Source organism: Acidiferrobacter sp. SPIII_3 (genome assembly GCF_003184265.1).
Lineage (GTDB): Bacteria > Pseudomonadota > Gammaproteobacteria > Acidiferrobacterales > Acidiferrobacteraceae > Acidiferrobacter.
Genome location: NZ_CP027663.1, coordinates 824300 through 845920, shown reverse-complemented (window position 1 = coordinate 845920; position 21621 = coordinate 824300). Strand labels below are relative to the sequence as shown.

General features: G+C 63.6%; 27 protein-coding genes, 1 other RNA gene and 3 pseudogenes. 15 read left to right on the top strand and 16 right to left on the bottom strand.

What is annotated here, in order from left to right; genetic code table 11:
• Positions 1 to 2: 2 nt before the first annotated feature.
• Positions 3 to 1046 (bottom strand): heat-inducible transcriptional repressor HrcA, encoded by a 1044-nt coding sequence (gene hrcA / locus C4901_RS04485; RefSeq protein WP_110136313.1) that lies wholly within the window; start codon positions 1044 to 1046, stop codon positions 3 to 5.
• A 161-nt stretch (positions 1047 to 1207) separates the two neighbouring features.
• Here hrcA and C4901_RS04480 point away from each other — a divergent pair, with 161 nt between their 5' ends.
• From C4901_RS04480 to C4901_RS04470, 3 genes are read left to right on the top strand one after another with little or no spacing between them, the layout of a single operon-like run.
• Complete coding sequence (locus tag C4901_RS04480; protein WP_110136312.1) at positions 1208 to 2077, top strand: NAD(+) kinase; 870 nt, start codon at positions 1208 to 1210, stop codon at positions 2075 to 2077.
• A complete protein-coding gene (recN, locus tag C4901_RS04475) occupies positions 2077 to 3729 on the top strand; it encodes a DNA repair protein RecN (protein WP_110136311.1) in 1653 nt (550 codons plus the stop codon). The genes C4901_RS04480 and recN overlap by 1 nt, the downstream gene beginning before the upstream one ends.
• A gap of 4 nt (positions 3730 to 3733) precedes the next feature.
• Positions 3734 to 4207 (top strand): N-acetyltransferase, encoded by a 474-nt coding sequence (locus C4901_RS04470; protein WP_110136310.1) that lies wholly within the window; start codon positions 3734 to 3736, stop codon positions 4205 to 4207.
• Here the strand turns inward: C4901_RS04470 and fur are convergent.
• Complete coding sequence (fur, locus tag C4901_RS04465; protein ID WP_110138519.1) at positions 4204 to 4662, bottom strand: ferric iron uptake transcriptional regulator; 459 nt, start codon at positions 4660 to 4662, stop codon at positions 4204 to 4206. The genes C4901_RS04470 and fur overlap by 4 nt on opposite strands.
• Before the next feature lie 94 nt (positions 4663 to 4756).
• On the opposite strand from fur, the gene C4901_RS04460 reads away from it, so the two are divergent.
• On the top strand, positions 4757 to 5104 hold the full coding sequence (locus C4901_RS04460; RefSeq protein ID WP_110136309.1) for an outer membrane protein assembly factor BamE: 348 nt from the start codon (positions 4757 to 4759) through the stop codon (positions 5102 to 5104).
• Here C4901_RS04460 and C4901_RS19155 read toward each other — a convergent pair.
• Genes C4901_RS19155 through C4901_RS04445 form a run of 3 tightly spaced genes read right to left on the bottom strand, consistent with a single transcriptional unit; the run spans position 5025 to position 7154 of the window.
• Complete coding sequence (locus C4901_RS19155) at positions 5025 to 5378, bottom strand: RnfH family protein (RefSeq protein ID WP_110136308.1); 354 nt, start codon at positions 5376 to 5378, stop codon at positions 5025 to 5027. The two genes, C4901_RS04460 and C4901_RS19155, sit on opposite strands and share 80 nt — an antisense overlap.
• Entirely contained in the window at positions 5365 to 5799 is a 435-nt protein-coding gene (locus C4901_RS04450; protein WP_110136307.1) for a type II toxin-antitoxin system RatA family toxin, read from the bottom strand. The genes C4901_RS19155 and C4901_RS04450 overlap by 14 nt, the downstream gene beginning before the upstream one ends.
• Positions 5796 to 7154 (bottom strand): hypothetical protein, encoded by a 1359-nt coding sequence (locus C4901_RS04445; protein WP_168185544.1) that lies wholly within the window; start codon positions 7152 to 7154, stop codon positions 5796 to 5798. Before C4901_RS04445 ends, C4901_RS04450 begins: the two co-directional genes overlap by 4 nt.
• A gap of 79 nt (positions 7155 to 7233) precedes the next feature.
• On the opposite strand from C4901_RS04445, the gene smpB reads away from it, so the two are divergent.
• Together smpB and ssrA are read left to right on the top strand one after the other, a co-directional pair.
• Positions 7234 to 7704 (top strand): SsrA-binding protein SmpB, encoded by a 471-nt coding sequence (gene smpB / locus C4901_RS04440; RefSeq protein ID WP_110136305.1) that lies wholly within the window; start codon positions 7234 to 7236, stop codon positions 7702 to 7704.
• Between the two features lie 295 nt (positions 7705 to 7999).
• Positions 8000 to 8352: a transfer-messenger RNA gene (ssrA, locus tag C4901_RS04435) on the top strand.
• Positions 8353 to 8722: 370 nt separating this feature from the next.
• On the opposite strand, the gene C4901_RS04430 is transcribed toward ssrA, so the two are convergent.
• Positions 8723 to 9613 carry a LysR family transcriptional regulator gene (locus C4901_RS04430; protein ID WP_110136304.1) on the bottom strand — a complete coding sequence of 297 codons (891 nt, stop codon included), beginning with the start codon at positions 9611 to 9613 and terminating at the stop codon, positions 8723 to 8725.
• Positions 9614 to 9710: 97 nt separating this feature from the next.
• Between C4901_RS04430 and C4901_RS04425 the strand changes: the two genes are divergently transcribed.
• From C4901_RS04425 to C4901_RS04405, 5 genes are all read left to right on the top strand, one after another.
• Entirely contained in the window at positions 9711 to 10772 is a 1062-nt protein-coding gene (locus tag C4901_RS04425; protein ID WP_110136303.1) for an NAD(P)-dependent alcohol dehydrogenase, read from the top strand.
• A gap of 35 nt (positions 10773 to 10807) precedes the next feature.
• Complete coding sequence (locus C4901_RS04420; RefSeq protein ID WP_110136302.1) at positions 10808 to 11218, top strand: cupin domain-containing protein; 411 nt, start codon at positions 10808 to 10810, stop codon at positions 11216 to 11218.
• An 18-nt stretch (positions 11219 to 11236) separates the two neighbouring features.
• On the top strand, positions 11237 to 11881 hold the full coding sequence (locus C4901_RS04415; RefSeq protein WP_110136301.1) for an NAD(P)H-binding protein: 645 nt from the start codon (positions 11237 to 11239) through the stop codon (positions 11879 to 11881).
• Complete coding sequence (locus C4901_RS04410; protein WP_110136300.1) at positions 11881 to 12864, top strand: aldo/keto reductase; 984 nt, start codon at positions 11881 to 11883, stop codon at positions 12862 to 12864. Before C4901_RS04415 ends, C4901_RS04410 begins: the two co-directional genes overlap by 1 nt.
• A 101-nt stretch (positions 12865 to 12965) precedes the next feature.
• Positions 12966 to 13817, top strand: coding sequence for an aldo/keto reductase (locus tag C4901_RS04405; protein ID WP_110136299.1), 852 nt, complete (start codon positions 12966 to 12968; stop codon positions 13815 to 13817).
• A 191-nt stretch (positions 13818 to 14008) separates the two neighbouring features.
• Here C4901_RS04405 and C4901_RS19150 read toward each other — a convergent pair.
• Positions 14009 to 14194 (bottom strand): annotated as a pseudogene (locus C4901_RS19150) (LacI family transcriptional regulator); the annotation flags it as partial.
• 272 nt (positions 14195 to 14466) lie between these two features.
• Here C4901_RS19150 and C4901_RS04390 point away from each other — a divergent pair.
• Positions 14467 to 14910 carry a P27 family phage terminase small subunit gene (locus C4901_RS04390; RefSeq protein WP_145960614.1) on the top strand — a complete coding sequence of 148 codons (444 nt, stop codon included), beginning with the start codon at positions 14467 to 14469 and terminating at the stop codon, positions 14908 to 14910.
• Between the two features lie 51 nt (positions 14911 to 14961).
• Here the strand turns inward: C4901_RS04390 and C4901_RS04385 are convergent, their stop codons facing one another.
• From C4901_RS04385 to C4901_RS18830, 7 genes and pseudogenes are all read right to left on the bottom strand, one after another.
• Complete coding sequence (locus tag C4901_RS04385) at positions 14962 to 15372, bottom strand: type II toxin-antitoxin system VapC family toxin (protein WP_110136297.1); 411 nt, start codon at positions 15370 to 15372, stop codon at positions 14962 to 14964.
• Positions 15369 to 15605, bottom strand: a complete 237-nt coding sequence (locus tag C4901_RS04380) for an antitoxin (protein ID WP_110138518.1) — start codon at positions 15603 to 15605, stop codon at positions 15369 to 15371. Before C4901_RS04380 ends, C4901_RS04385 begins: the two co-directional genes overlap by 4 nt.
• A gap of 652 nt (positions 15606 to 16257) precedes the next feature.
• A complete protein-coding gene (locus C4901_RS17900) occupies positions 16258 to 16779 on the bottom strand; it encodes a reverse transcriptase/maturase family protein (RefSeq protein WP_240611825.1) in 522 nt (173 codons plus the stop codon).
• Positions 16776 to 17108 carry a type II toxin-antitoxin system PemK/MazF family toxin gene (locus C4901_RS18440; protein WP_240611824.1) on the bottom strand — a complete coding sequence of 111 codons (333 nt, stop codon included), beginning with the start codon at positions 17106 to 17108 and terminating at the stop codon, positions 16776 to 16778. Before C4901_RS18440 ends, C4901_RS17900 begins: the two co-directional genes overlap by 4 nt.
• Positions 17099 to 17290 (bottom strand): hypothetical protein, encoded by a 192-nt coding sequence (locus tag C4901_RS04365; RefSeq protein WP_110136296.1) that lies wholly within the window; start codon positions 17288 to 17290, stop codon positions 17099 to 17101. Before C4901_RS04365 ends, C4901_RS18440 begins: the two co-directional genes overlap by 10 nt.
• Positions 17287 to 17559 (bottom strand): annotated as a pseudogene (locus C4901_RS19145) (tyrosine-type recombinase/integrase); the annotation flags it as partial. The gene C4901_RS04365 and the pseudogene C4901_RS19145, both read right to left, overlap by 4 nt.
• Positions 17560 to 17756: 197 nt before the next feature.
• Positions 17757 to 17891 (bottom strand): hypothetical protein, encoded by a 135-nt coding sequence (locus tag C4901_RS18830; protein ID WP_255410694.1) that lies wholly within the window; start codon positions 17889 to 17891, stop codon positions 17757 to 17759.
• A gap of 65 nt (positions 17892 to 17956) precedes the next feature.
• Here C4901_RS18830 and C4901_RS04345 point away from each other — a divergent pair.
• Positions 17957 to 18313 (top strand): annotated as a pseudogene (locus C4901_RS04345) (winged helix-turn-helix transcriptional regulator); the annotation flags it as partial.
• Between the two features lie 427 nt (positions 18314 to 18740).
• Here the strand turns inward: C4901_RS04345 and ppa are convergent.
• On the bottom strand, positions 18741 to 19289 hold the full coding sequence (ppa, locus tag C4901_RS04340) for an inorganic diphosphatase (protein WP_110136295.1): 549 nt from the start codon (positions 19287 to 19289) through the stop codon (positions 18741 to 18743).
• A 73-nt stretch (positions 19290 to 19362) separates the two neighbouring features.
• The gene (locus tag C4901_RS04335; RefSeq protein ID WP_110136294.1) at positions 19363 to 20388 is read right to left on the bottom strand and encodes a mechanosensitive ion channel domain-containing protein; all 1026 of its coding nucleotides are present in this window, start codon (positions 20386 to 20388) and stop codon (positions 19363 to 19365) included.
• 112 nt (positions 20389 to 20500) lie between these two features.
• Here C4901_RS04335 and C4901_RS04330 point away from each other — a divergent pair, with 112 nt between their 5' ends.
• Both C4901_RS04330 and C4901_RS04325 read left to right on the top strand, forming a co-directional pair.
• The gene (locus C4901_RS04330) at positions 20501 to 20746 is read left to right on the top strand and encodes an exodeoxyribonuclease VII small subunit (RefSeq protein ID WP_110136293.1); all 246 of its coding nucleotides are present in this window, start codon (positions 20501 to 20503) and stop codon (positions 20744 to 20746) included.
• A 1-nt stretch (position 20747) separates the two neighbouring features.
• Complete coding sequence (locus tag C4901_RS04325; protein ID WP_205736181.1) at positions 20748 to 21620, top strand: polyprenyl synthetase family protein; 873 nt, start codon at positions 20748 to 20750, stop codon at positions 21618 to 21620.
• Position 21621 lies beyond the last annotated feature (1 nt).

Below are 21621 nucleotides of genomic sequence, written 5' to 3'. Positions count from 1 at the left end.
CTCTAACCCGGGAGGCCGTGACTCAAGGCCCCGCTTAACAGGCGCGCGGTGACATCGACCACCGAGATCACGCGGTCATAGGACATGCGCGTCGGCCCGACCACCCCCACAGTCCCGACGATCTGGCCATCGACCTCATAGGGCGCGGTCACGACGCTGCACGACTCCAGGGCCTCGTAACCGGATTCCGCGCCGATGAAGATCTGCACCCCCTGCGAGACCATGCTCTGATCGAGCAGGTGCAGGAGATCCTGCTTGGCGGTGAACGCCTCGAACAAACGGCGCAGCTTCTCGGTATTGCTGAGCTCGGGAAAGGCCAACAGATTGGACTCACCGCTCACAAAAAGCGGCGCCTCGCTCATCGCCTCCCCGGCAAAAACCTGATGGGCCATCTCCACCGCCGAGCGCAGAATCTGTTGCATGTCCTCGCTGTCGCGCCGCAAGGCCTCCATCAGGCTGCGCCGGACCTCATCGAGGGACAGGCCGGCGTAGGCGCCGTTGAAGACATTGGCGGCTTGTTGCAGTTCCGAGACCGAATACGACCGCTTGGGGTGTATGACCCTGTTTAGGACCTGGCCATCCTGCGTCACCAGGATGACGAGCACCCGGGTCGGCGACAGCGCCAGGAAATCGAGCTGCAGAAAACCGACATCGGCGCGCCGCGGGACACGCACGATCCCGGCAAGCTTGGTGACCTGCGAAAGCAGGCCGGACACCGACTCGATGAGCTGCTGCGGATCCTGATCCGCCAGGAACCGGTCTTCGATCGAGGCCATGTCCAGGGTCTTCGGCAGCTTGACCGCAAGCAGGGTGTTCACGAAGAAGCGATAACCGCGCTCGGTCGGTACGCGCCCGGCCGAGGTATGGGGCGAACGGATGAGTCCGAGCTCCTCGAGGTCGGACATGATGTTGCGCACGGTGGCCGGGCTGAACTCCAGCCCGGCCTGCTTCACCAATGTCCGGGAGCCGACGGGCTGACCTTCGGCTATATACTGTTCGATAAGCGCCTTGAGGAGCCGTTCGGCACGAGGCGTTAACGACACCATAAGCTACCCCTCCTCTTAGCACTCCGACTTTCCGAGTGCCAGGGGCACGCTACCAATAGCCGTCCTGGGTGTCAACAGACGGATGCACGGTGGTTGCAGAGCGCCCCTCTCTGGCCGCCCAAAGGGACCCATGCTAGTGTTGTGACCATGAGGGATTGGCGATGAAGGCGGTGATGACACGCGTCGGTTTGTTCGGTAAGTACGGTGACCGGGGCGGACGCGAACTGCTGCAACGCCTCTATGCGCTCCTGGAGGCCCGGGCGCTGGAGATCACCGTCGAGGAGGATACCGCCGCCGCCCTCGATCTCGCGGGCGTGACCACCTGCCCGCTGGACCGCATCGGCGAGACGATCGATCTTGCCATCGTGCTCGGCGGCGATGGCACGCTGCTTGGTGTCGCGCGCACACTCGCACCTCATCACGTCCCGCTGATAGGCGTCAATGCCGGGCGCCTGGGTTTTCTTGCCGACGTATCCACCGACAACATCGGCATGATCAACCACATCCTAGACGGCCACTATCAGGCCGAGGAACGCTTTCTGCTGGCCGCGACCATCGTCCGCGACGGGCAGACGCTCGTGGAGCGCCTGGCGCTGAACGACGCGGTGGTAAACAAGGGCGAGCTTGCCCGCCTTATCGAGTTCGAGACCTATGTCGACGGCCAGCTCGTGAGCGGCTCGCGCGCCGACGGTGTGATCATCGCCACCCCGACCGGCTCCACGGCCTACGCCATGTCCGCGGGCGGGCCCATCCTGCATCCGACGCTGGCGGCCATCGTGCTCGTGCCGATCTGTCCGCAGACCTTGAGCAACCGGCCAATCGTGGTGCATAGCGGCTGCCATATCGAGATCGTGCTCGTGAGCGATCAGAGCGCCCACGTGACCTTCGACGGGCAATCGAACTTCGGCCTCAGGAACGGCGACCGCCTTGGCGTCTGCCGCTCCGAGACCCCCCTTATCCTGCTGCACCCGGAAGGTCGCAACCACTACGAGGTCTTGCGCCAAAAACTGCATTGGGGCCGAAGGGTGTGATGCTCTCCGAGCTTCTGATCCGATCGTTCGTGGTCATAGACGAGCTACGCATACCGCTCGGGCCTGGGCTGTCGGTCGTGACCGGCGAAACGGGCGCCGGCAAGTCCCTGCTCGTGGATGCCCTGGGGCTCGTGCTCGGCTCGCGCGCGGACGCCGGGGTCATAAGGCCCGGGGCCGAGACCGCCGAGGTCATCGCCACTTTCGATCTCACGCCGGAAAGCCCGGCGCGCGCATGGCTCGCCGAGCGCGACCTCACGGCCGATGCCGATCAGTGCATCGTACGCCGGGTCGTGGCGCCAGACCGGTCGCGCGCCTTCATCAACGCCACCCCCGTCCCCCTGCAGCTGCTGCGCGAGCTGGGCGAGCGGCTGCTTGACCTTCACGGACAACACGAACACCAGGCGCTCATGCGCCGGGACGTGCAACGCGGCCTCCTCGATGCCTATGCCGGCGCCGGGCCCGAGGCCCAGGCGCTGGCCAGCGCGGTGACCGCGATGGCGGCCTCGCGCGCCCGCCATCGCGCCTTGCAGGAGGCGGCCGAACAGCGCGCCGCGCGGGCGTCGCTCGTACGGTACCAGCTCGACGAACTCGACGGTCTGCGTCCGCAAGCTGGTGAATGGCAGGACCTGAATACCACGGAGCGCCGCCTAGCCCATGCCCAGGAACTCATGTCGGGCATCAGCGGCCTGGTCGCGCTCTTAAGCGAGGGGGACGACGCCCTGTCCTCGGCGCTTGAAAAGGCCATGAGCACCCTTCGGCAACTCGTACGTCACGAACCGCGGCTCGCCGAGGTCGAGGGCCTGCTGGCAAGCGCCGGGGTCGAGATCAGCGAAGCCGCGATCGCCCTGAATCGTATCGCCGGCGATCTCGAAAGCGAGCCCCTCGATCTCCCGGCGCTCGAGTCCCGGGTGGCCCGCTGGCATGATCTGGCGCGCAAACATCGCGTCCCTCCGGAGGAATTGCCGGAACTTTGGGGGCAGCTCGTCGCGGAGCATGAATCGCTGCAGGGTGATGGGGGGACGATTGCAGAACTCGCCCGGGAGATCGCCGAACGTGAACACGAGGCCGCGGGCCTGGCGAGGGCCTTAAGCGCCAAACGCGCTGCGGCCTCGCCGGCACTCGCGCGGGCGGTCACAGAAGAGATGGGGCGCCTGGGGCTTGGATCGGCGCGCCTGCAGGCGGCCCTGACGCCGGAAGAGCTGTCAGTCAACGGCTGCGAGGCTGTCGAGTTCCTGGTAAGCCCGGCCTCCGATGCGCCCTTCAAGCCGCTCGCCAAGATCGCCTCGGGCGGCGAACTCTCGCGCATCAGTCTCGCCCTGCAGGTGGTCCTTGCCGACGTATGCGCGGGCCCGACGCTGATATTCGATGAGGTCGACGTCGGCATCGGCGGCGCCGTCGCCGAGATCGTGGGCCTGAGACTCCACGAGCTCGCAAAGACCCGCCAGGTGCTGTGCATCACCCACCTCCCGCAGGTGGCCGCGCAGGGCGACACCCACCTGCTCGTCGAAAAGGGCCAGGCCGGGGGGCGGACCATAAGCTCGGTCGAAGTCCTGACACAGGCACGGCGCATCGAGGAGATCGCGCGCATGCTGGGGGGGATCGCCGTGAGCGCCCGCACCCGCGCTTTAGCGCGAGACATGCTCCGTGGATAAGGGGATGGCAGCCCCCAAGGTGCGGCCGGCGCGCATCGCCGATGTCCCGATCATCCACCACTTCCTTGAGCTTTATGCGACCAAGGGCAACCTGCTGCCACGCACCATGAATGAGATCTATCGCCACCTGCGCGATTTTTTTGTGATCGAGGTCGATGAGCGGGTGGCGGCGATCGGGGCACTCGAGATTTTTACGGAGGACCTGGGCGAAGTCCGGAGCCTGGTCGTGGCCGAGGAATATGAGCGCCGGGGCCTCGGGCGTCTCATGGTCCAGCGCATCATCGCCGAGGCCCGGCAACTGGGCCTGCGCCGACTCATGGCCCTGACCTATGTCCCGACCTTCTTCCACAAGCTCGGTTTCGTCACCGTGGCCATGGATACGCTGCCCGAGAAGGTCTGGAACGTGTGCGTGAAATGCTATAAGTACAACCGCTGCGACGAGACCGCAGTGCTCTTGAACCTCGGTCGTCAGCCCTAGGACGCGCCGGTCCCGGGAGTGCCCTTCTTAGAACACTTGCCTTCGCGCTTCATGCCAAGGCAGGTGCCGTACATATAAAGGGAGTGACTGTCAACGTGGAAACCGAGGGCCTCGGCCACGCGCCGCTGGCGCTCCTCGATGGCCGGATCGTAGAACTCGAAGACCTCGCCGCATTCCACGCATACGACGTGGTCATGATGACCGCCCTGATTGATCTCAAAGACTGAGCGTCCGCCCTCGAAGTTGTGACGAATGACGAGCCCCGCGCTCTCGAACTGGGTCAAGACCCGGTAGACGGTCGCCAAACCGACCTCTTCGCCCATGTCCAACAACGCCTTATAGACATCCTCCGCTGTCATGTGTCGGGCCCGCGGCTCCTCCAGGATACCGAGGATCTTGAGGCGCGGTAGCGTCGCCTTGAGACCGGCCTTCTTGAGATCGGTGCTGTCGCTCATGATGTTCATCCCGCGCTTTTGCCTTGACGAGGTCGATAGTGTAACTTTGTCACCTTCGACTCACGAAAAGCCAGTGTAAACTAGAACGATTCCCATGCAAAAACCGAATGTGCTCTTTCTTGTGTTGGCTTCGCTGGCACTAAGCGGTTGCCATTTGCTCTATCGCCCGACAATCCAGCAGGGCAATGTCATCACCGCGCGGATGATCGCCCGGCTGCGCCTTGGGATGACCAAGAACGAGGTGGTTTATGACCTCGGGGCGCCGGCGATTCACGACCCGTTCCATCCGAATCGCTGGGACTATTACTACTCCCTGAAACGCAACTATAAGCCGCGCATAGCCGAGCACTTCACCTTGTACTTCAAGAAGGGGAGGCTTGCGCGCATCGTCGGGGTGCCGCGCCCGACCCCGCGTCACATTTACGGGACATCCGACTCTTGACGGCGGCGCGCCGGCGGCGCCCCTCCTTCGGGTCCTCGGGTAACGGTGCATAGATCTCGACGCGATCGAAGGCCTTGACCGGATCACTCAAGGCCGCAAATCGCCCGAAGATACCGACCCGGCGGGCACGGATATCGAGCCCCGGATAGTCGTCGAGGAGTCCGGACCGGCGGATGGCATCGAGGACGCTGCTTCCCGGGGCGAGACGCACCCATCGGACATCGGGTACCGGGGCCCCGTAGACGACCTCGACCGGCCACTCAACGCGCGCCATAGACCTCGCGCGCGCGCTTCTGGAAACTCTCGACGAGACTGTTGGCGATCGTCCCGAACACCGGCCCCACGGCAAGCGCCAGCAGGCGGTTTGCGAAATCGAATTCGAGATTGAGGCTGATCCGGCTGCCCAGATCGCCCACCTGGGTAAAGCGCCATGATCCCTCGAGCCGACTGAACGGCCCGCGCACCAACCGGATGTCCATTTGCCCGGGCGCATGGGTGTTGCGGGTCGTGAACGTCTTGCGGATGCCTCCGAAGGCCATGTCGATCTCCGCCACCAGCCCGGAATCGTCGCGCTCCAGTACCCGCGCCCCCGCGCACCACGGCAGAAACCGAGGATAGCTCTCGACATCGGCGACCAGTTCATACATCTCTTCGGCGCTGTAGGGAACGAGCGCGCTTTTGCTAATCGTTGTCACAATACCAACCTAGGTGCAGTAAGGATCACGACCAGGATCGCCGCGGGTACGAGCAGGCGCAAGGCCCAGAGCCAGAGGCGAAGCCGGCCATCAAGCGCATCGCGTCGCGCGAAAAGCCCGGCCGGCGCCCAGCCCATGAGCAGACTCAAGCCCCCCGCACCCCACGGCAGCAAGACATTCACGGCGATGATCATGACGACATCGAGCAGGCCGAGTGTCTTTAGTCGTCCAAAGAAAGTAAACGAAAAGGCCCACGACTTCAAAGAGAGCGTAAGAACCGCGCCGACTGCGAACGCCGCGAGCCCGAGCCTCAGGGCCGCCCACCCCCGCGGCATACCCCGGGCCATCAAAAGCTGCATGGCAGGCTCGAGCCATGCCACCCCGGAAAGCCAGGCTGCGGAGATCAGACCCAGATAACAAAGCACGATCACGAGCGCGCCGTGCGGCAGCCGCGCATCCATGAGCGGCAAGGTCTCAAAAAGGAATCCGCCGCCGGCGAGCGGACTCAGTCCTGCCGCAAAGGCCAGGGACGCAAGCGCGAAGCCACCGAGCCAGGCGGCAAAGACCTGGGCCAACACCAGCGCCAAGGCCATCCGGCCGGCCGACACCGAGCTCCTGAGGGAAACGCCATAGGCGAGCAGCGAGGCCGTGCCAAGACCAGGCCCCAAAAACGCCTGTGACAGGGCGACCAGGACCAATGTCATGCCCGATGGCGTCGCGCGCGGCGCGAGCAAGGCGGGGACGCTTACGAAAAAGCTCCCCAGGGTGGCGGCAAATACCACGAGCGTGACCAACAGGGCCAACAGGCCCGGTACCAGGAGATAGGACAGATCCTCGATGGCACGCAAGCCGCCGGCGCTCACCAGAAACACCAGGAGCAGAAACAGGGCCTCCCACGCCAGGAGCGGCCCGGGATACGCAGCCAGATGGGCGAACCGGGTCTCCACAAAGGCGGCCGTCGCCCCCCGAAAATCGCCGGCCAGGGCGGCATGAAGATAAGACAACATCCAGCCGGCGACCACCGCCACATAACAAAACATCAAAAACCCGCCGAGTGACGCCGCGCGCACCGCCCAGCGCCAAGGCCGCCCGGGCACGGCGCGAACGATGGCGTCGGCACCGCGCCCCCCTTCACCGGCGCGGCGCCCCACGGCAAGCTCGGCCCCGAGCAGCGGCCAGGCAATCGCCAGCAAGGCCAGGGCGTACACCGCGACGAAGCTCCCGCCCCCGTAATGGGTCAAGAGATAGGGGAACTCGGAAAAGGAATCCATGCCAGCGAGCGCCCCCAGGCCCACGAGAAAAAACCGTGAAGGGGACGACCATGACGCGGCAGCGTTGTCGGGCGAGCGGGACATAACCCGGCACTCTAAACGAATCGGCGCCATGACGAATAGGCCTTGCGCGGCCAGCCATCCTTGGGCACCATGCCCGACCATGGCCCGCCCCAAGGACACCGAACCCCGTATCATCGCCCAGAACAAGAAGGCCTGGCACGATTATTTCATCGAACAGCGATTCGAGGCCGGGCTCGTGTTGCAGGGTTGGGAGGCCAAGAGTCTTCGTGATGGGCGTGCGCAGCTGAAGGAAAGCTATGTCATCGTCCAGAACGGCGAGATCTTCCTGTTCGGGGCCCACTTCTCGCCATTGAAGACAACCTCGACCCATATCAAGGCCGACCCCACGAGGACACGCAAGCTTCTGTTGCATAAGCTCGAGATCAGCCGTCTCGTGGGGGCCGTCGAGCGCCGCGGCTACACGCTCGTACCGCTCTCCCTTTACTGGAAATTCGGCCGCGCCAAGATCGAGATCGCGCTCGCCAAAGGCAAGAAACAGCACGATAAGCGCGCCGCCCTGAAGGAGCGGGAGTCCAACCGCGAGCAGGAACGCGCGATCAAGCAACACTAGGATAGGCCCTGCCGATGCGCAAGCCGCCAGCGGCCGCCCCACTATCGCGGCAAGCCCCGGCCTGGGGCTGCCAAGCCACCCCTCGATGCCGGTTGCTCTCGATATGATGCTCGCCATGGGCATTCAACCGCGCGCAGACGCTGGACGTCCGCCACGGATGTGTTCGGACACCGCAATTCTTGCACCGTGGCCGTGTTTTGGGCCCCATCGCCCGCCAGAGATGATGGCCGCCTCAACCCCCTTCCTCCTCCTCCTTGCAATCGGATCGCCGGAATACGATAATAACGTGTTCTTGGGGGACGATCGGTTTCGACGTGGATTGCGACGCCTTCAGGGCATGCCGAGGTGCAGGGTTCCTCGTAAATCCAACTGCAAAAACCATAGTTGCCAACGACGACAACTACGCCTTAGCGGCTTAATCCCCGCTAACCGTTTCCCGGGTTCTTCCTGTGGGCTTGGATGAAACGGTCATATACGCAGGATCGTGTCGCGGTGCGCCTGTTACCGCGCCATTAAATCCAAGCAGGCTCAACCCATAGCCGTCCTGTCTGTCGGAGGGCGATGGGCGAAACCGTAGACAGACTACGCATGTAGAACTGACTGGCCGAGGATTTGCGGACGCGGGTTCGATTCCCGCCGTCTCCACCAACACCCAAGACCAACCCTTCATCCGGTTGGTCTTTTTTTTTGCGCTCCCGCGCGTCTGCGCGTGCTCCAGAGGGTTCCTGCGGACTTCGACGTTTCGCACCGCACCCGAAATCCGGTCGTTTTCTCTCTCTCCGGGCCATTCTTCTCTCCGGCCTCGCTCTCCGCGAAGGACCCGAAGTCCGCGAACGCTACGAGAAAATCTCATAAAGATCAACGTGTTACGCACGGACGAATCAAACGGTTGATTTTCAGCATAGGTAGGCGGAGGAAACAGCACCGGTTGAGCTGCTGCTGGCCAGAAGCGGCCCCTCACCCGCTCTCCGATGCCGTCATTCGCGTGACTGCTGAACACACAAACCTGCTGAGCGTATCAAGGCCGATACCGCAGCGCATCCACGACCACGCCCAGCGCTCGCGAAGACTGCCGCCGGCTCGCGTAGTAGAGGTGATAACCGTCGTAGACGGGGCACCAATCGTCGAGCACGCGGCGCAAGCGTCCCGCAGCGATGTGCTCCGCGGCGACGTCTTCCGGGACATAGCCAAGGCCCACGCCCGCGAGTGCCGCGCGCAGGATTGGCGTGCTGCCATTGAACATCCACTGCCCCTGCACGTGGGCGTTGATGCGTTGCCCGTCGCGCTCGAATTCCCAGACAAGCACCCCGCCGCGTGACAGACGCAGATTGATGCAGTTGTGCGCGGCCAGATCCTGCGGGGTGCGCGGCGCAGCGCGCTTGGCGAAGTAATCCGGCGTGGCGACCACCGCCATGCGAAGATCCGGGCCGATGCGCACGGCGATCATGTCTTTTTCCAGGCTCTCTCCCAGACGCACTCCCGCGTCGAATCGCTGGGCGACGATGTCGGTGAATCCATAGTCGACGTTGATCTCGACCTGCAGTTCCGGATAGCTTGGCAGCACCTGGCTGAGCTTGGGCCACAGCACAGTGTTGGCAGCGTGCTCCGCAGTCGTGATGCGAACGATGCCGGCGGGTTTGTCACGCAATTCACGCAAAGCCGCCAGCTCAGCCTCGATGTCCTCGAAGCGCGGGACCAAGGTCTGCAGCAGGCGCTCGCCCGCCTCCGTCGGAGACACGCTGCGTGTTGTGCGCGTGAGCAAGCGTAGGCCCAGGCGGGCTTCCAGCGCGCGCATCCGGTGGCTCAGTGCCGATTGCGAAACCCCGATCCGTCTCGCCGCTCCCGTGAAGCTGCGTTCGCGCGCGACGGCGACAAAGGCCAGGAGATCGTTGAAATCCTCGGAGGGCATTGATGAGCTCCATTCATAGGCTCATGCCGATTATGCCATCTACTCGACGAAGTACGGGAAGCCTAGATTGTCGTCAACGCCAATCGGGGGCTTCGACATGTTCAGCAACGTACGCGGTTACGCCGCCTTTTCCGCCCAGCAGCCGCTGGGCCTCTTTCGCTTTGATCGCCGCAGCCTGCGCGATGACGACGTCGCGGTCGAGATCCTGTATTGCGGGGTCTGCCATTCCGATCTGCATAACGCGCGCAACGATTGGGGCAACGCCAATTACCCCATGGTGCCGGGGCACGAGATCATCGGGCGCGTCGTCGAGGTAGGACCCTCTGTGACGCGATTCAAGGCAGGCGACGCGGTCGGCGTGGGTTGCATGGTTGACTCCTGTGGCCGCTGCGCATCGTGCGCCCGGGGGCTTGAGCAGTACTGCGAAAACCAGGCGACCTATACGTACAACGGCACCGATCCCCAGGATGGCTCGACCACCTACGGGGGCTATTCGGAGCGAATAGTGGTTTCGCAGGATTTCGTGCTGCGCGTGCCCGACGGCTTGGATCTGGCGGGCGCCGCACCATTGCTGTGCGCCGGGATCACCACCTGGTCGCCGCTACGCCACTGTAAGGTCGGCCCGGGCAGCCGGGTCGCCGTCGTCGGCCTTGGGGGCCTCGGCCACATGGCGCTGAAACTGGCCAAGGCGCTTGGCGCCGAGGTCACCCTGTTCACGCGCTCAGCCGGCAAGGAGGCCGATGCGCGCCGGCTCGGCGCCGACCGCATCGTGCTGTCGGCAGATCCCTCCGCGATGGGGGCCAACGCGGGGCGCTTCGATCTGATCGTCGACACCGTGCCCTATGTGCATGACGTCAATCCCTACGTGCCGACGCTGGCGACCGACGGAACCCTCGTGCTGGTGGGCTACCTCGGTCCCCTGGACCCGATGCTGAACACCGCGCCACTGGTGATGAACCGCAAGGCGGTGGCCGGATCGTTGATCGGCGGCATCGCTGAAACCCAGGAGATGTTGGACTTCTGCGCACGACACGGCATTGCCGCGGACGTCGAGCGCATTCGAATCCAGGATATCGAGCAAGCCTTTGAGCGCATGTTGCGCAGCGACGTCAAGTACCGCTTCGTGATCGATATGGCGTCGCTGAAAGACGCCGCGTGAGGCGCTTCGCACCGTCCACACAGAGGAGAGTAATCATGGAAATCCAACGTAACGGCTCCCGCGCATCCGCCCAGGGCCCTGCCGAATGGTTCACGGGGCACGTGCGTGTCGACATGCTGTTCGATACCCAGGACCCGGCACGCGCCAGTGGCGCCAGCGTCACCTTCGAGCCTGGGGCGCGCACCGCCTGGCACAGCCACCCGCTGGGCCAGACCCTGATCGTCACCGCGGGGTGCGGCCGGGTACAGCGCTGGGGCGGGTCGATCGAGGAGATCCGGCCCGGCGATGTGGTCCGCATTGCCCCTGGCGAGAAGCATTGGCATGGAGCGGCGCCAACCACGGCGATGACTCATATCGCCGTCCAGGAGCAGCACGACGGCAAGTCGGCAGACTGGATGGAAAGCGTGGACGAGGCGCAATACTCCGCGGCGCCACAGGCCCTCTGAGGCAGCTCGGAATTCATCATGACAAGAGTTCTGGTCCTTGGCGCGAACGGCCAGCTCGCGCGTAACACGACGCGCTCGTTCCTCGAGCACGACGATGTGCGCCTGACGCTCTACTTGCGTCAGGCCTATCGTCTACATAACCCGGACTCCGAGCGTGTCACGATCATCGAGGGGGACGTCCTGGATCCCCTGGTCCTTCACAAGGCGATGCGGGGCCAGGATGTGGTCTACGCCAATCTCGCGGGTGCGATGGCGCAACAGGCCGGCGCCATCGTCGACGCGATGCATGCGACGGGGTTGAAGCGCCTGATCTTCATCAGCTCGATGGGTATCTACGGTGAAGTGCCCGGAGAACGCTACCGCAGCGTGCTAGACCCGTACCGCGATAGCGCTGCGGTGATCGAGGCGTCGGATCTGGACTACACCATCCTGCGGCCAGGTTGGTTCACACAAGACCGATCGGTCGGCTATCGGATCACCCGCAAAGGCGAGCCATTCCAGGGCCATGACGTATCACTCGACAGCCTTTCCGATCTGATCGTGAAGCTGGCGCTGACGCCGGGGATGGAACTGCGGCAAAGCCTCGGCGTAAGCCGGGCATCACCTCATGCCCTTGGCCCGTCCGGGCTCGCACCAAGGGCTTATCGAACAGGAGAGCAATGATGCAAACGCGCAAATTGGGCCTCAGTGGCCTTGAAGTCTCGGCGATCGGATTGGGCTGCATGGGCTTGAGCTATGCCTATGGACCTGCCGTCGAGCAGGCGCAAGGCGTCGCGCTGATCCGCGCAGCGTTTGAGCGTGGAGTCACCTTTTTCGACACGGCCGAGGCCTACGGACCTTTTTCCAACGAGGAACTGGTCGGCGAAGCCGTGGCACCATTCCGCGACCAGGTCGTGATCGCCACCAAGTTCGGCTTCACCGATGGCGAAGTCGCCAAAGGGCTCGACAGCCGCCCGGAATACATCCGGGCGGTGGCCGATGCGTCGCTGAAGCGTCTGAAGACGGATCGAATCGATCTGTTCTACCAGCATCGGGTCGACCCGAACGTGCCGATCGAGGACGTGGCCGGGACCGTGCGCGACCTGATCCACGAAGGCAAGGTCAAGCACTTCGGGCTGTCGGAGGCCGGCGTCGCTACGATTCGCCGCGCCCATGCGGTGCAGCCGGTGGCCGCGCTGCAAAGCGAATATTCGCTGTGGTGGCGTGAGCCCGAAAGGAGCGTGCTGCCGGTCCTCGAGGAATTGGGCATCGGCTTCGTGCCCTTCAGCCCGCTGGGCAAGGGCTTCCTGACCGGTGCGATCGATGAGCGCACGACCTTCGCCAAGAACGACTTTCGCAATGTCGTGCCACGCTTCAGCGAGGACAACCGCAACGCCAACGCGGGGCTGATCGAGGTGCTGGGCCGGCTCGCAGATGCCCAAGGCGTGACCCGGGCGCAGGTCGCCATCGCCTGGCTGCTCGCGCAGAAACCCTGGATCGCGCCGATACCGGGAACCACCAAGCTGCATCGGCTGGCGGAAAACGTCGGCGCGGCGAGCGTCGAACTGAGCACGCAGGATCTGTCGGCGATCGGCGCTGCACTGGGAACGATCACCATCGCCGGCGACCGTTACCCGGCACATCTGCAGCAGCGGGTCGATCGCTGACGCATCGTAACACTCTAGCCGCGCATCGTGCCTGAACTTTCAACACAGGGCATCTTGAGCACGCCCGAACGATCCCCCCACAACACATCAAGGACCCCATCATGCAAGACGTCACCCTGAGCAATGGAATGAAGATGCCGATCCTCGGCTACGGCGTTTTCCAGATCGCAGACGAGGCCGAATGCGAGCGCTGCGTCGTCGACGCAGTGCAGGCCGGCTACCGGCTGATCGATACAGCAGCATCGTACAAGAACGAAGTCGCCGTCGGTCGCGGTCTCAAGTGTTCCGGCGTCCCTCGCGACCAGCTCTTCGTCACCAGCAAACTCTGGGTCGAGGACGCCGGCTATGAGCGTGCTCGCGCGGCCATCGACGCCTCGCTCAAACGCCTGGCTCTCGACTACCTGGATCTTTTCCTCATCCACCAGCCGTTCTCGGATGTCTACGGTGCCTGGCGCGCGATGGAAGAAGCCCACCGCGCTGGCAAGCTTCGGGCGATCGGTGTGAGCAACTTCCAGCCGGACCGTTTGATGGACCTCGCCGCGTTCAACGAGATCAGGCCAGCGGTCAACCAGATCGAAGTCAATCCCTTCCATCAGCAGGACGACAGCGTCAACTTCATGCGCGGCCTGGGCGTGCAGCCCGAAGCCTGGGCACCGTTCGCAGAGGGACGGAACAACCTATTCCAGAACGAACTCCTGGTTAAGATTGCTCGGGGCCACGACAAGTCAGTGGGTCAAGTCGTCCTGCGCTGGCTGGTCCAGCGCGGTGTTGTCGCCCTCGCCAAGTCCGTGCGCAAGGAGCGAATGCTCGAAAATCTCGCAGTATTCGACTTCGAGCTGACCGACGCGGACATGGAGTCCATTGCTACACTGGAGACCGGGACGAGCAGCTTCTTCTCGCACCGCGACCCTCAGATCGTGAAGTGGATGAGCGAGCGAAAACTCGGTCTCTAACGCGCGCTGACCGGGGCCGAATGAATCCGTTGAACATCCACACTTCATCGCGGCCGCCGCCACGTCCGGCATCTTGCGACCGTTCTACCCGGACACCGGCCATTGAGTCGCTGGAAGGTCGAGCGGTCGCAACGGATCGCAAGGCGTCACAGAAGGCGAAAGAATCTCCAAATGTTTACTGGGGCGCCGGTCTACACGAGCCGGCTTCGCGGCTCGTCCCGCAGCGCCGGTGGGTCCACCGCCAAGTCAAACAGCGTAACGTGGTTGGGCATCGCGTTGTTCAGGATAGCGGCCACGATGTCCGGCGCCAGCGTGGTCAGGTTGGCCATCCGGCTGACGTAGCTGTTGTCAATCCCTTCCCGGATGGCGATCTCCTTCCCGGCCACAACGTTACGGGCAACCTGCAGCCGCTGCGCGCGGCGTGCCACAACCGCAAGACCGCGCGCGAGGACGGCGGCTTCGGCAATGCCCTCCGCCCGCCGGGGTAAGGGGGGGTAAAACTTCCGCAACAGTACCCGACGATTCGCGTGCCAGGGCAAATTTTTGCGCAGCCAAATTCAGATGGATTCCTCTTTTCAAATGGACCTTCGCCGTGGCCGGTAAACCGGGGCGCAGCGGCGGGGCACGCACGGGGGCCGGGCGCAAGCCCTTGCCGACCGCCGTCAAGGCGGTCAAAGGCACGCTGCGCAAGGCGCGCACCAACGGCGCCGAGCCACAGGCGGCCGCAACGCTGTCGGATCCGCCGCTGGAAATGCGCGAGGCTGCCGCCGATCTGTGGCGTTATCTCGTCGGCAACACCCCTGCGGGGGTTCTGCACGCCAACAACGCTGCGCTGCGGGAGCGCTACTGCGAACTGCTGGCGCAGTACCGCGACGTCGTGCGCGAGATCGCCAAGCGCGGTGTCGGCGGCCTGCTGACCAAGGATCGCCACGGCATGCCCGCACGCTCGATTCTGTTCGAGTTGCAGATGGAGTTGTCACGCTCGCTCAAGGAGCGCGAGGCGGAACTCGGGTTCACACCAGTTTCTCGCGCGCGGGTGCAAGTACCCAAGGCGCCGCCCGCCAAGCTCGACGATCCGTGGGCGGACTTCTGATGCACGGCGCGGCAGCGAACGCCCGCCTTGATGCACCGAGCCACGCCTCGATCAGTGGTTGTTGGCCCAGTTCTCCACCACCAGGCCCGGATAGGCCTGGAAGTCTGCGGTGTTGTTGGTGACCAGGACCGTGCCCAGCGCAACGGCGTGCGCTGCGATCAGCTTGTCCAGAGCGTCGCGGTTTCGCTCGCGCGTGGCCAGACGGATCGGCCCATAGCTTTGGGCCGATCGAATGTCGAAGGGCGCAACGGGGACGTCCTCGACGAACGCTGTTAGTGCCTCACGATTTTGCTCGCGCGCCACCCCGGAACACGCCGCGCCGTACTCTAGTTCGGCCAGCGTGATCGCCGAGATCACGATATCGCCGACGAAACACTGTGCGAAGCGCTGCGCAACTTGAGCCGGCTGACGCTTCATCAGGTAGATGCAGATGTTGGTGTCGAGCATGTACTTCGGGCTCATAGCCCCTCGCGCTCGGCTTGTTCCTGCTCCCCGCGCCCCGGCACCGTGAAGTCTGATGAGAACCGGGCCAGCTTGCCCAGCACGTCCCCCAGGCGCCGTTGCGCGGGATAGATGCGCAACTCGTCGCCGTGCCGCTCGATGACCAGATCCAGGTCGGTCGAGCTGTAAGCCAGCTCCGCCGGGATGCGTACGGCCTGCGAATTGCCGTTCTTGAAGATCTTGGTGATAGCCATGCTCGGCCTCCGATGGATGTACATGTACATACTATGACACATCCGTCTCGTTGTAAACGCACGATGGACCGAGGTCATCAACCGCGGGAAGTGCATCCACGGGTGGGCGTGGATACCTCGTTTGCGTCGCAGTTGGCTGATGGCCTCGCTGGCAATGATGGGGAAACCAGCCCAAACTTGTGGTCGCGGTAGGAATGCCGATTACCCGGCACCCCCCGCACAGATCCGGACAGGCGCCACATTACGCATCCGGCTCCTACCTTGAGTATTTGGCGTCAAAGCGTTGGTGAGGATAAGGATGCACGATAGCAGCCTTGGGTATCCAATGGTCGGCAACCTTGCCGAAACGTTCCCAATTTAGCCGCTTGCGTTGACTACGCCGACAGAGCGCCCGGTACCACCGTGACCGTACCTCGGTGCGGAGAGGCTTAGGGCCGCGCCGTTCAGAGGGACACCATAGTCATTCAGGTGGCCTTGGACGACGCTCCGAAGCCAGCGGCCCGTGGCACGAACCGGGTGGTGGAGGCGCTTTTTCAACTCTTGGCTTATCGCCTTGAGTTTTGCCTGTAGGCGATCTCTGCGCGTTTTGCGGTGAATCAGGAAACGTCCTTGACGGCTTACCCCGCAGATAATGTGCGTAAAGCCCAGGAAGTTAAAGGTCTCGGGTTTGCCGAGGCCCCTTCCTCTTCTGCTCCTGGGCGAACCGGCCAAAGCGTATCAGCCGGGTCTTGTCGGGATGGAGTGCGAGACCGAACGCTTGAAGGCGTTCGGCGATCTCGCGGCGGAAGCGTGCGGCATCGTCTGGGTTTTGGAACCCCACGACGACGTCATCGGCATACCGTACCACCACGATGATTCCCCGGGCGTGGCGCTTGCGCCATTGCTGCACCCAAAGGTCAAAGACGTAATGCAGGTAAACATTGGCCATGAGGGGCGAGACGACCGCCCCTTGCGGGGTACCGATCGTGCCCAGCACTCGATGTCCGTGTTCATCCCGCACGCCGGCCTTCAACCATTGGCACAGAAGGCGCAGGAGACGCCGATCTTGGATACGGTTGATCCAAGCGTCTACGAGAAGGTCCGCGAGAACATATGGCAGGCCGGTAACGGGCCCCACGCCCCTCAGCAGATCGTCTCGCCAGTCCTGATAGCTCGCGACACGGTCCGCGTTCACTCCACAGCCCCAGCCACCGTGCCAAGGCGTTGTCCACGCGCTGCAGGCTGCGGTCGTCCAGATGCCCAATGGGCGGCCCCACCTTGTCGTGGTATTATGGTTAAAAGCTTGTCGATTTGGATCTGTGAGGGAACGCGCAGGCCATTTTCCGACGCGGGCGCGATGTCCAGGCGGAACAAAGGCGCACCGCGCAATGCGCTCGTGAGAAGGCAGACCGTAACCGTAGGATGCCCGGAAAAAGCATCGGCTTGCACGACGAGCGCCGGGCGAGGCTTCCCAAAATCGCCAGGGGCCGCCACGGTAACGATATCCCCGCGCCTCAGTCCCATGCCGCCATACGCTCGATAAACGCCGCGTCCTCGCGTTCTTGTGGGTCGTTTTGCAGCGCCTTTTGACGGCGGGCCTCATGGCGCAGGATTGCCAACAGCCTCTCATAGTCGCCTAAAGGTAATACCACTGCCACGCGCTGGCCCGTTTCATCGGTGATAAATTGCAGACTGTGTGCCTTCATTGCTGCGCCTCCTTTGCCCTCATGATTGTCACAACGGTGTTTATTCCTCCACAGTACTTGGCCCAGGCTCCCATGAGCTCGCGTCTCCTCTCTATGAGGTCACCCCGTCTATAGGCGGCTTCCACGGCGTTTCCGATCGCGTGCGCCAAGGCCATCTCGACCACCTCGCCTTGAAAGTTCGTGGTTTCAGCGGCCCAGTCACGAAAGGTGCTACGAAACCCATGCGCAACGATGTCGCCACGCCCCATGCGTCGCAACAGCATGAGTAGATGGATGTATTGACCTGCCCGACCTCAAGCGACGTGGATTAAGCTTACGGTCGGGTAAACCCCCATCAACTCAGAGCCACCATTGAGGGGGCAGGTCATGACAAAGTTTAGCAAGTGCGTGGGGCTGGATACACACACACACACAAAGACACCATCGCGGTCGCCATCGCCGAGGCCGGCCAGAGCAAGCCCCGCTATTACGGGGAGATCGCCAACACCCCGGAGGCGGTGGTGAAACTCGTGAAGAAGCTTAAGCCCCCCAGGGGGAGGTCCTGTCGTTCTGCACCAAGGCCGGTCCGTGCGGCTATGGCCTCCATCGGCAGCTGACCCATCTGGGCCATGCCTGCGCGGTGGTCGCCCCCTCACTGATCCCCGTAAAGCCCGGGGACCGGGTGAAGAGGCCTGGCTCGATTTCTTCGCCGAAGCGGTGATCGTCGCCGCCACCCAGGCGGTGGAAACGGTGCAGCAACTTCTCGACCTGTCAAACCAGGATCGCGACAAGATCAGCGGCATCGGTCGGGCCGCGGCATCTACCCTGCAGGCCCATCGGGCGCTGATGGAGCACCCGATCGCAACCTCGGGCTCCTTGGTGGAGAAGACCGGCATCACCCCGGCCACGGTCAACAAGGCACTCGGCCATCTGGAGCGACTGGGCATTGTCAAGAAACGGACCGCCCAAAAACGAAACCGCCTGTTCAGCTATGCGGGCTATATCGAGATCATGAGTCGCGGCATGGAACTGCCGGGTAGGTAGGCCAATTCGATTCCCGTTTTCGGAATCGGATCAGATTCGTTGGGAGATTGTTCTTGGTATCGGCTGGCGTGGCAAACCCAGCATCCTCGTCCAGGACTTGGAAACCTGCGGAGCAAAGTGGCTTCCCCCGCGGGAATCTGGGACGTCGTGCATATTCCGAAGCAAGATGACCCGGGATTCCGATCCCTCGTGACCGATGTCGCGTCGGCCGAGGATCGCCTAGCCGGCGGCACGACCCATGGGCCCACAGTCCTCCCGTGGGCCCAGGCGTGCGTCGTCCAAGCCGGGTCCGGTCAGTGCGTGCGGGCCCTATAGCCTTTCGGCCGAACGCGGGGACCGCCATTTCATAAACGCGGCGAGGAGTGAGACCCTACATCAGGCCATGAGGGCCGGCCGTAGAATCCTTGAGGCACGCGGGGCAGCCAGGCTAGAAACGCGGCTTGTGGCGCGAGGCCTGATAGCGCTCGATACCGCTTGTGATCTCGGCGTGCACCGAGTCCCCATCCACCCAACCCTCGATCTGCACCCACTTGCCGGCCTCGAGGTCCTTGTAGTGGGCGAAGAAATGGCTGACCTGATCGAGCAGATAGGCCGGTATATCGGCCAGTGCGTGGTAATGGCGATAGGACACGCAGAGCTTGTCGGTGGGGACCGCGAGGATCTTCATATCGGGCCCCTTCTCGTCGGTCATCCGGAGCATGGCCACAGGCCGGCAGTTGATCACCGAGCCGCTGATGAGCGGTACGGGGGTCAACACCAGGACGTCGACAGGATCGCCGTCCTCGGAGAGGGTGTGCGGTACATAGCCATAGTTGCATGGGTAATACATGGCGGTATTCATGAACCGGTCCACGAACATGGCGCCCGTATCCTTATCCATCTCATACTTCACCGGCGGCCCGTGCGCCGGGATCTCGATGATGACATTGATAGCCGCCGGGGCCTTGTCGCCAGGGCCCACTCGATCCAGATTCATGATGACGATGCTCCTTGGAGGTTTCCGGGTTTCGCTTGCCGATTCGAATACCAGGCCACGGGCGGGCCTGCCATCAGGTCGGTTTCGCAGGATACACGATGGGCAGGATATCCGCGAAAAAATCCGCCTTGGCGTGGTCGCGCAGGCGCTGCGGAACGGAGGCGCGCACCTCGAAGCTCACCGCGGTAAGCGAGATATCGGCAATCAAAACGACGGGCGGGTCCCAGCCGAACGGGGGCGCCGCCCCGTGTTTCCCATCGGCCTCCGGGGAATCGGGCGGCGGCACCGGCTCCTCGGGCCGTGGCCGGAACTGACGCCGCGCCGCCTCCTCGAGCTTGCCCATCGTATCGCCGACATGGGCGGGTACCGCCACATCGAAGCGGAACACGATACGTGCCCAGTCATTCGGCAGGGACCGTATCAGGCCACCGGTGATGACCACGCCGTTGGGCACGCGAAATAGCTGCCCATCGTCCAGGCGCAACTCGGAATAGAAGAGATTGATGTCGCGTACCACCCCGCGGTAACCCTGCGCGCGCAGCTGGTGCGGGTAGGTCTCGGGCATCATCGGGAATTGCCAGGCGACGATCTGCACGTGGTCGCCGACATCGAAGGGCTTGAAGAGCGCCACCGCAAGACCGCCGAAGAAGTTCCCGAAAAACGATTGGCCGGCAACGCCGAGCACGACCGAAAGCATCGTACCCCCGACCAGGACCCCGCTGAACGTCCCGCCGACGACGACGATGACGATTAACGCAAGCCCCGCATAGAGGAGCAGGCGAATGAGGTAGATACCGGTGACCGAATCCTGCCAGGCCAGCTGATAGGCTTGCCTGTTGCGCGCCATCTGCTCCAGGCGATGCGACCGATGTCGAGCCAGCGCCCCTTCGATATTATGGATGACCCGCAGGCCGGCGAGCGCCACCACCAGGATGCGCAGGATGCTCACTTCCTCGGGCGGCAGCTTGTAATAGTGCGCTGCGAAGTCGATGCCAAACAGCAATCCGACCGCCAGAACGATCCACACGACGGTGGTCCACGGGAGTGCGCGCAACAGGCGCCGTACTTGCCACTTGCCTGGGGTGCGTTCGTTCGTCATAGGGGCATTATAACGAACGATCAATCCTGGTCGAGTCCGACTTGGCCACGTCACGCAATTGACGGTTCCGGGTCGTTGCAGTAGGGTGACAAACCACAGATGAGGATGACCTGTGACGGAAAACACACCGCTTCCCAACTTCGAGGCCACGTTGGCCGAGCTTGAGCAAATCGTGCAGCAAATGGAAAACGGTCAACAATCGCTGGAGGAGGCCCTGTCCACCTTTCAGCGGGGAATGGAACTCTCGCGGCTATGCGAGGCCGGCCTGAAAAACGCCGAACAGCGCGTGGAACGTCTCGTGTCGGAAAACGGAAGCGACCGCGTGGAGCCCTTCAAGGCGGGCGACCAGGACAGCTGACGTGGTGTCCGAAGACCAACTGAAGGGCTACCGTGCCCGCGTGGAGGACGTGCTGGCGCGCACGCTGCCGTCCATGGAGACGGTGCCAATGGACCTCCACGAGGCCATGCGCTACGCCACCCTCGGGGGCGGCAAGAGACTGCGTGCCTGCCTTGTGTACGCCACCGGCGAGGCCCTCGGGGCGACGCCCGAGGCACTCGACCCGCCCGCCGCCGCCGTCGAACTGATCCACGCCTACTCCCTCGTCCACGACGATCTCCCATGCATGGACGACGATGACATGCGTCGTGGGCGGCCAAGCTGTCACAAGGCCTTCGGCGAGGCCACCGCGCTGCTCGCCGGAGACGCCCTGCAGACACAGGCGTTCGCGGTCCTGGCGGCCGCAGAGACCTTGTCACCGCACGCCCGGATGCGCATGGTGGAAGAGCTCGCGCGCGCCTCCGGGTCGCTGGGCATGGCCGGCGGACAAGCGCTCGATCTCAAGGCCGGGCCGGTCGCAACCATCGAGGTCCTCGAAGAGCGGCATGGCCGTAAGACCGGCGCCTTGATGCATGCCGCCGTGCGGCTTGGGGCGCTGGCCGCGACCCCCGAGATTCCATCCGCCCTGGATGACTACGGCCGGGCCCTGGGACTCGCCTTCCAGATTGCAGACGACCTGCTCGATGTCGAGGGGGTGGCGCTCGTGGTCGGCAAGACCATAGGCGCCGATGCCGCGGCCGGCAAGGCGACCTTTGCATCAGTGCTGGGTGTCAAGGAGGCGCGCCGCCGCGCACGCGACCTCTACGAGAATGGCCTCGCCAGTCTGCGGTTTTTAGGAGATAATGGCCGGCTCCTTGCGACCATTGCCCACTATGCCGTCGAGCGGGATCACTAGA

Coding starts and splice junctions, on each gene's coding strand:
- hrcA (WP_110136313.1), bottom strand. CDS start 1,046: ATGGTGTCGTTAACGCCTCGTGCCGAACGGCTCCTCAAGGCGCTTATC.
- C4901_RS04480 (WP_110136312.1), top strand. CDS start 1,208: ATGAAGGCGGTGATGACACGCGTCGGTTTGTTCGGTAAGTACGGTGAC.
- recN (WP_110136311.1), top strand. CDS start 2,077: ATGCTCTCCGAGCTTCTGATCCGATCGTTCGTGGTCATAGACGAGCTA.
- C4901_RS04470 (WP_110136310.1), top strand. CDS start 3,734: ATGGCAGCCCCCAAGGTGCGGCCGGCGCGCATCGCCGATGTCCCGATC.
- fur (WP_110138519.1), bottom strand. CDS start 4,662: ATGAGCGACAGCACCGATCTCAAGAAGGCCGGTCTCAAGGCGACGCTA.
- C4901_RS04460 (WP_110136309.1), top strand. CDS start 4,757: ATGCAAAAACCGAATGTGCTCTTTCTTGTGTTGGCTTCGCTGGCACTA.
- C4901_RS19155 (WP_110136308.1), bottom strand. CDS start 5,378: ATGGCGCGCGTTGAGTGGCCGGTCGAGGTCGTCTACGGGGCCCCGGTA.
- C4901_RS04445 (WP_168185544.1), bottom strand. CDS start 7,154: ATGTCCCGCTCGCCCGACAACGCTGCCGCGTCATGGTCGTCCCCTTCA.
- smpB (WP_110136305.1), top strand. CDS start 7,234: ATGGCCCGCCCCAAGGACACCGAACCCCGTATCATCGCCCAGAACAAG.
- C4901_RS04430 (WP_110136304.1), bottom strand. CDS start 9,613: ATGCCCTCCGAGGATTTCAACGATCTCCTGGCCTTTGTCGCCGTCGCG.
- C4901_RS04425 (WP_110136303.1), top strand. CDS start 9,711: ATGTTCAGCAACGTACGCGGTTACGCCGCCTTTTCCGCCCAGCAGCCG.
- C4901_RS04420 (WP_110136302.1), top strand. CDS start 10,808: ATGGAAATCCAACGTAACGGCTCCCGCGCATCCGCCCAGGGCCCTGCC.
- C4901_RS04415 (WP_110136301.1), top strand. CDS start 11,237: ATGACAAGAGTTCTGGTCCTTGGCGCGAACGGCCAGCTCGCGCGTAAC.
- C4901_RS04410 (WP_110136300.1), top strand. CDS start 11,881: ATGCAAACGCGCAAATTGGGCCTCAGTGGCCTTGAAGTCTCGGCGATC.
- C4901_RS04405 (WP_110136299.1), top strand. CDS start 12,966: ATGCAAGACGTCACCCTGAGCAATGGAATGAAGATGCCGATCCTCGGC.
- C4901_RS04385 (WP_110136297.1), bottom strand. CDS start 15,372: ATGAGCCCGAAGTACATGCTCGACACCAACATCTGCATCTACCTGATG.
- C4901_RS04380 (WP_110138518.1), bottom strand. CDS start 15,605: ATGGCTATCACCAAGATCTTCAAGAACGGCAATTCGCAGGCCGTACGC.
- C4901_RS18440 (WP_240611824.1), bottom strand. CDS start 17,108: ATGGGACTGAGGCGCGGGGATATCGTTACCGTGGCGGCCCCTGGCGAT.
- C4901_RS04365 (WP_110136296.1), bottom strand. CDS start 17,290: ATGAAGGCACACAGTCTGCAATTTATCACCGATGAAACGGGCCAGCGC.
- C4901_RS18830 (WP_255410694.1), bottom strand. CDS start 17,891: ATGGGTCAGCTGCCGATGGAGGCCATAGCCGCACGGACCGGCCTTGGT.
- ppa (WP_110136295.1), bottom strand. CDS start 19,289: ATGAATCTGGATCGAGTGGGCCCTGGCGACAAGGCCCCGGCGGCTATC.
- C4901_RS04335 (WP_110136294.1), bottom strand. CDS start 20,388: ATGACGAACGAACGCACCCCAGGCAAGTGGCAAGTACGGCGCCTGTTG.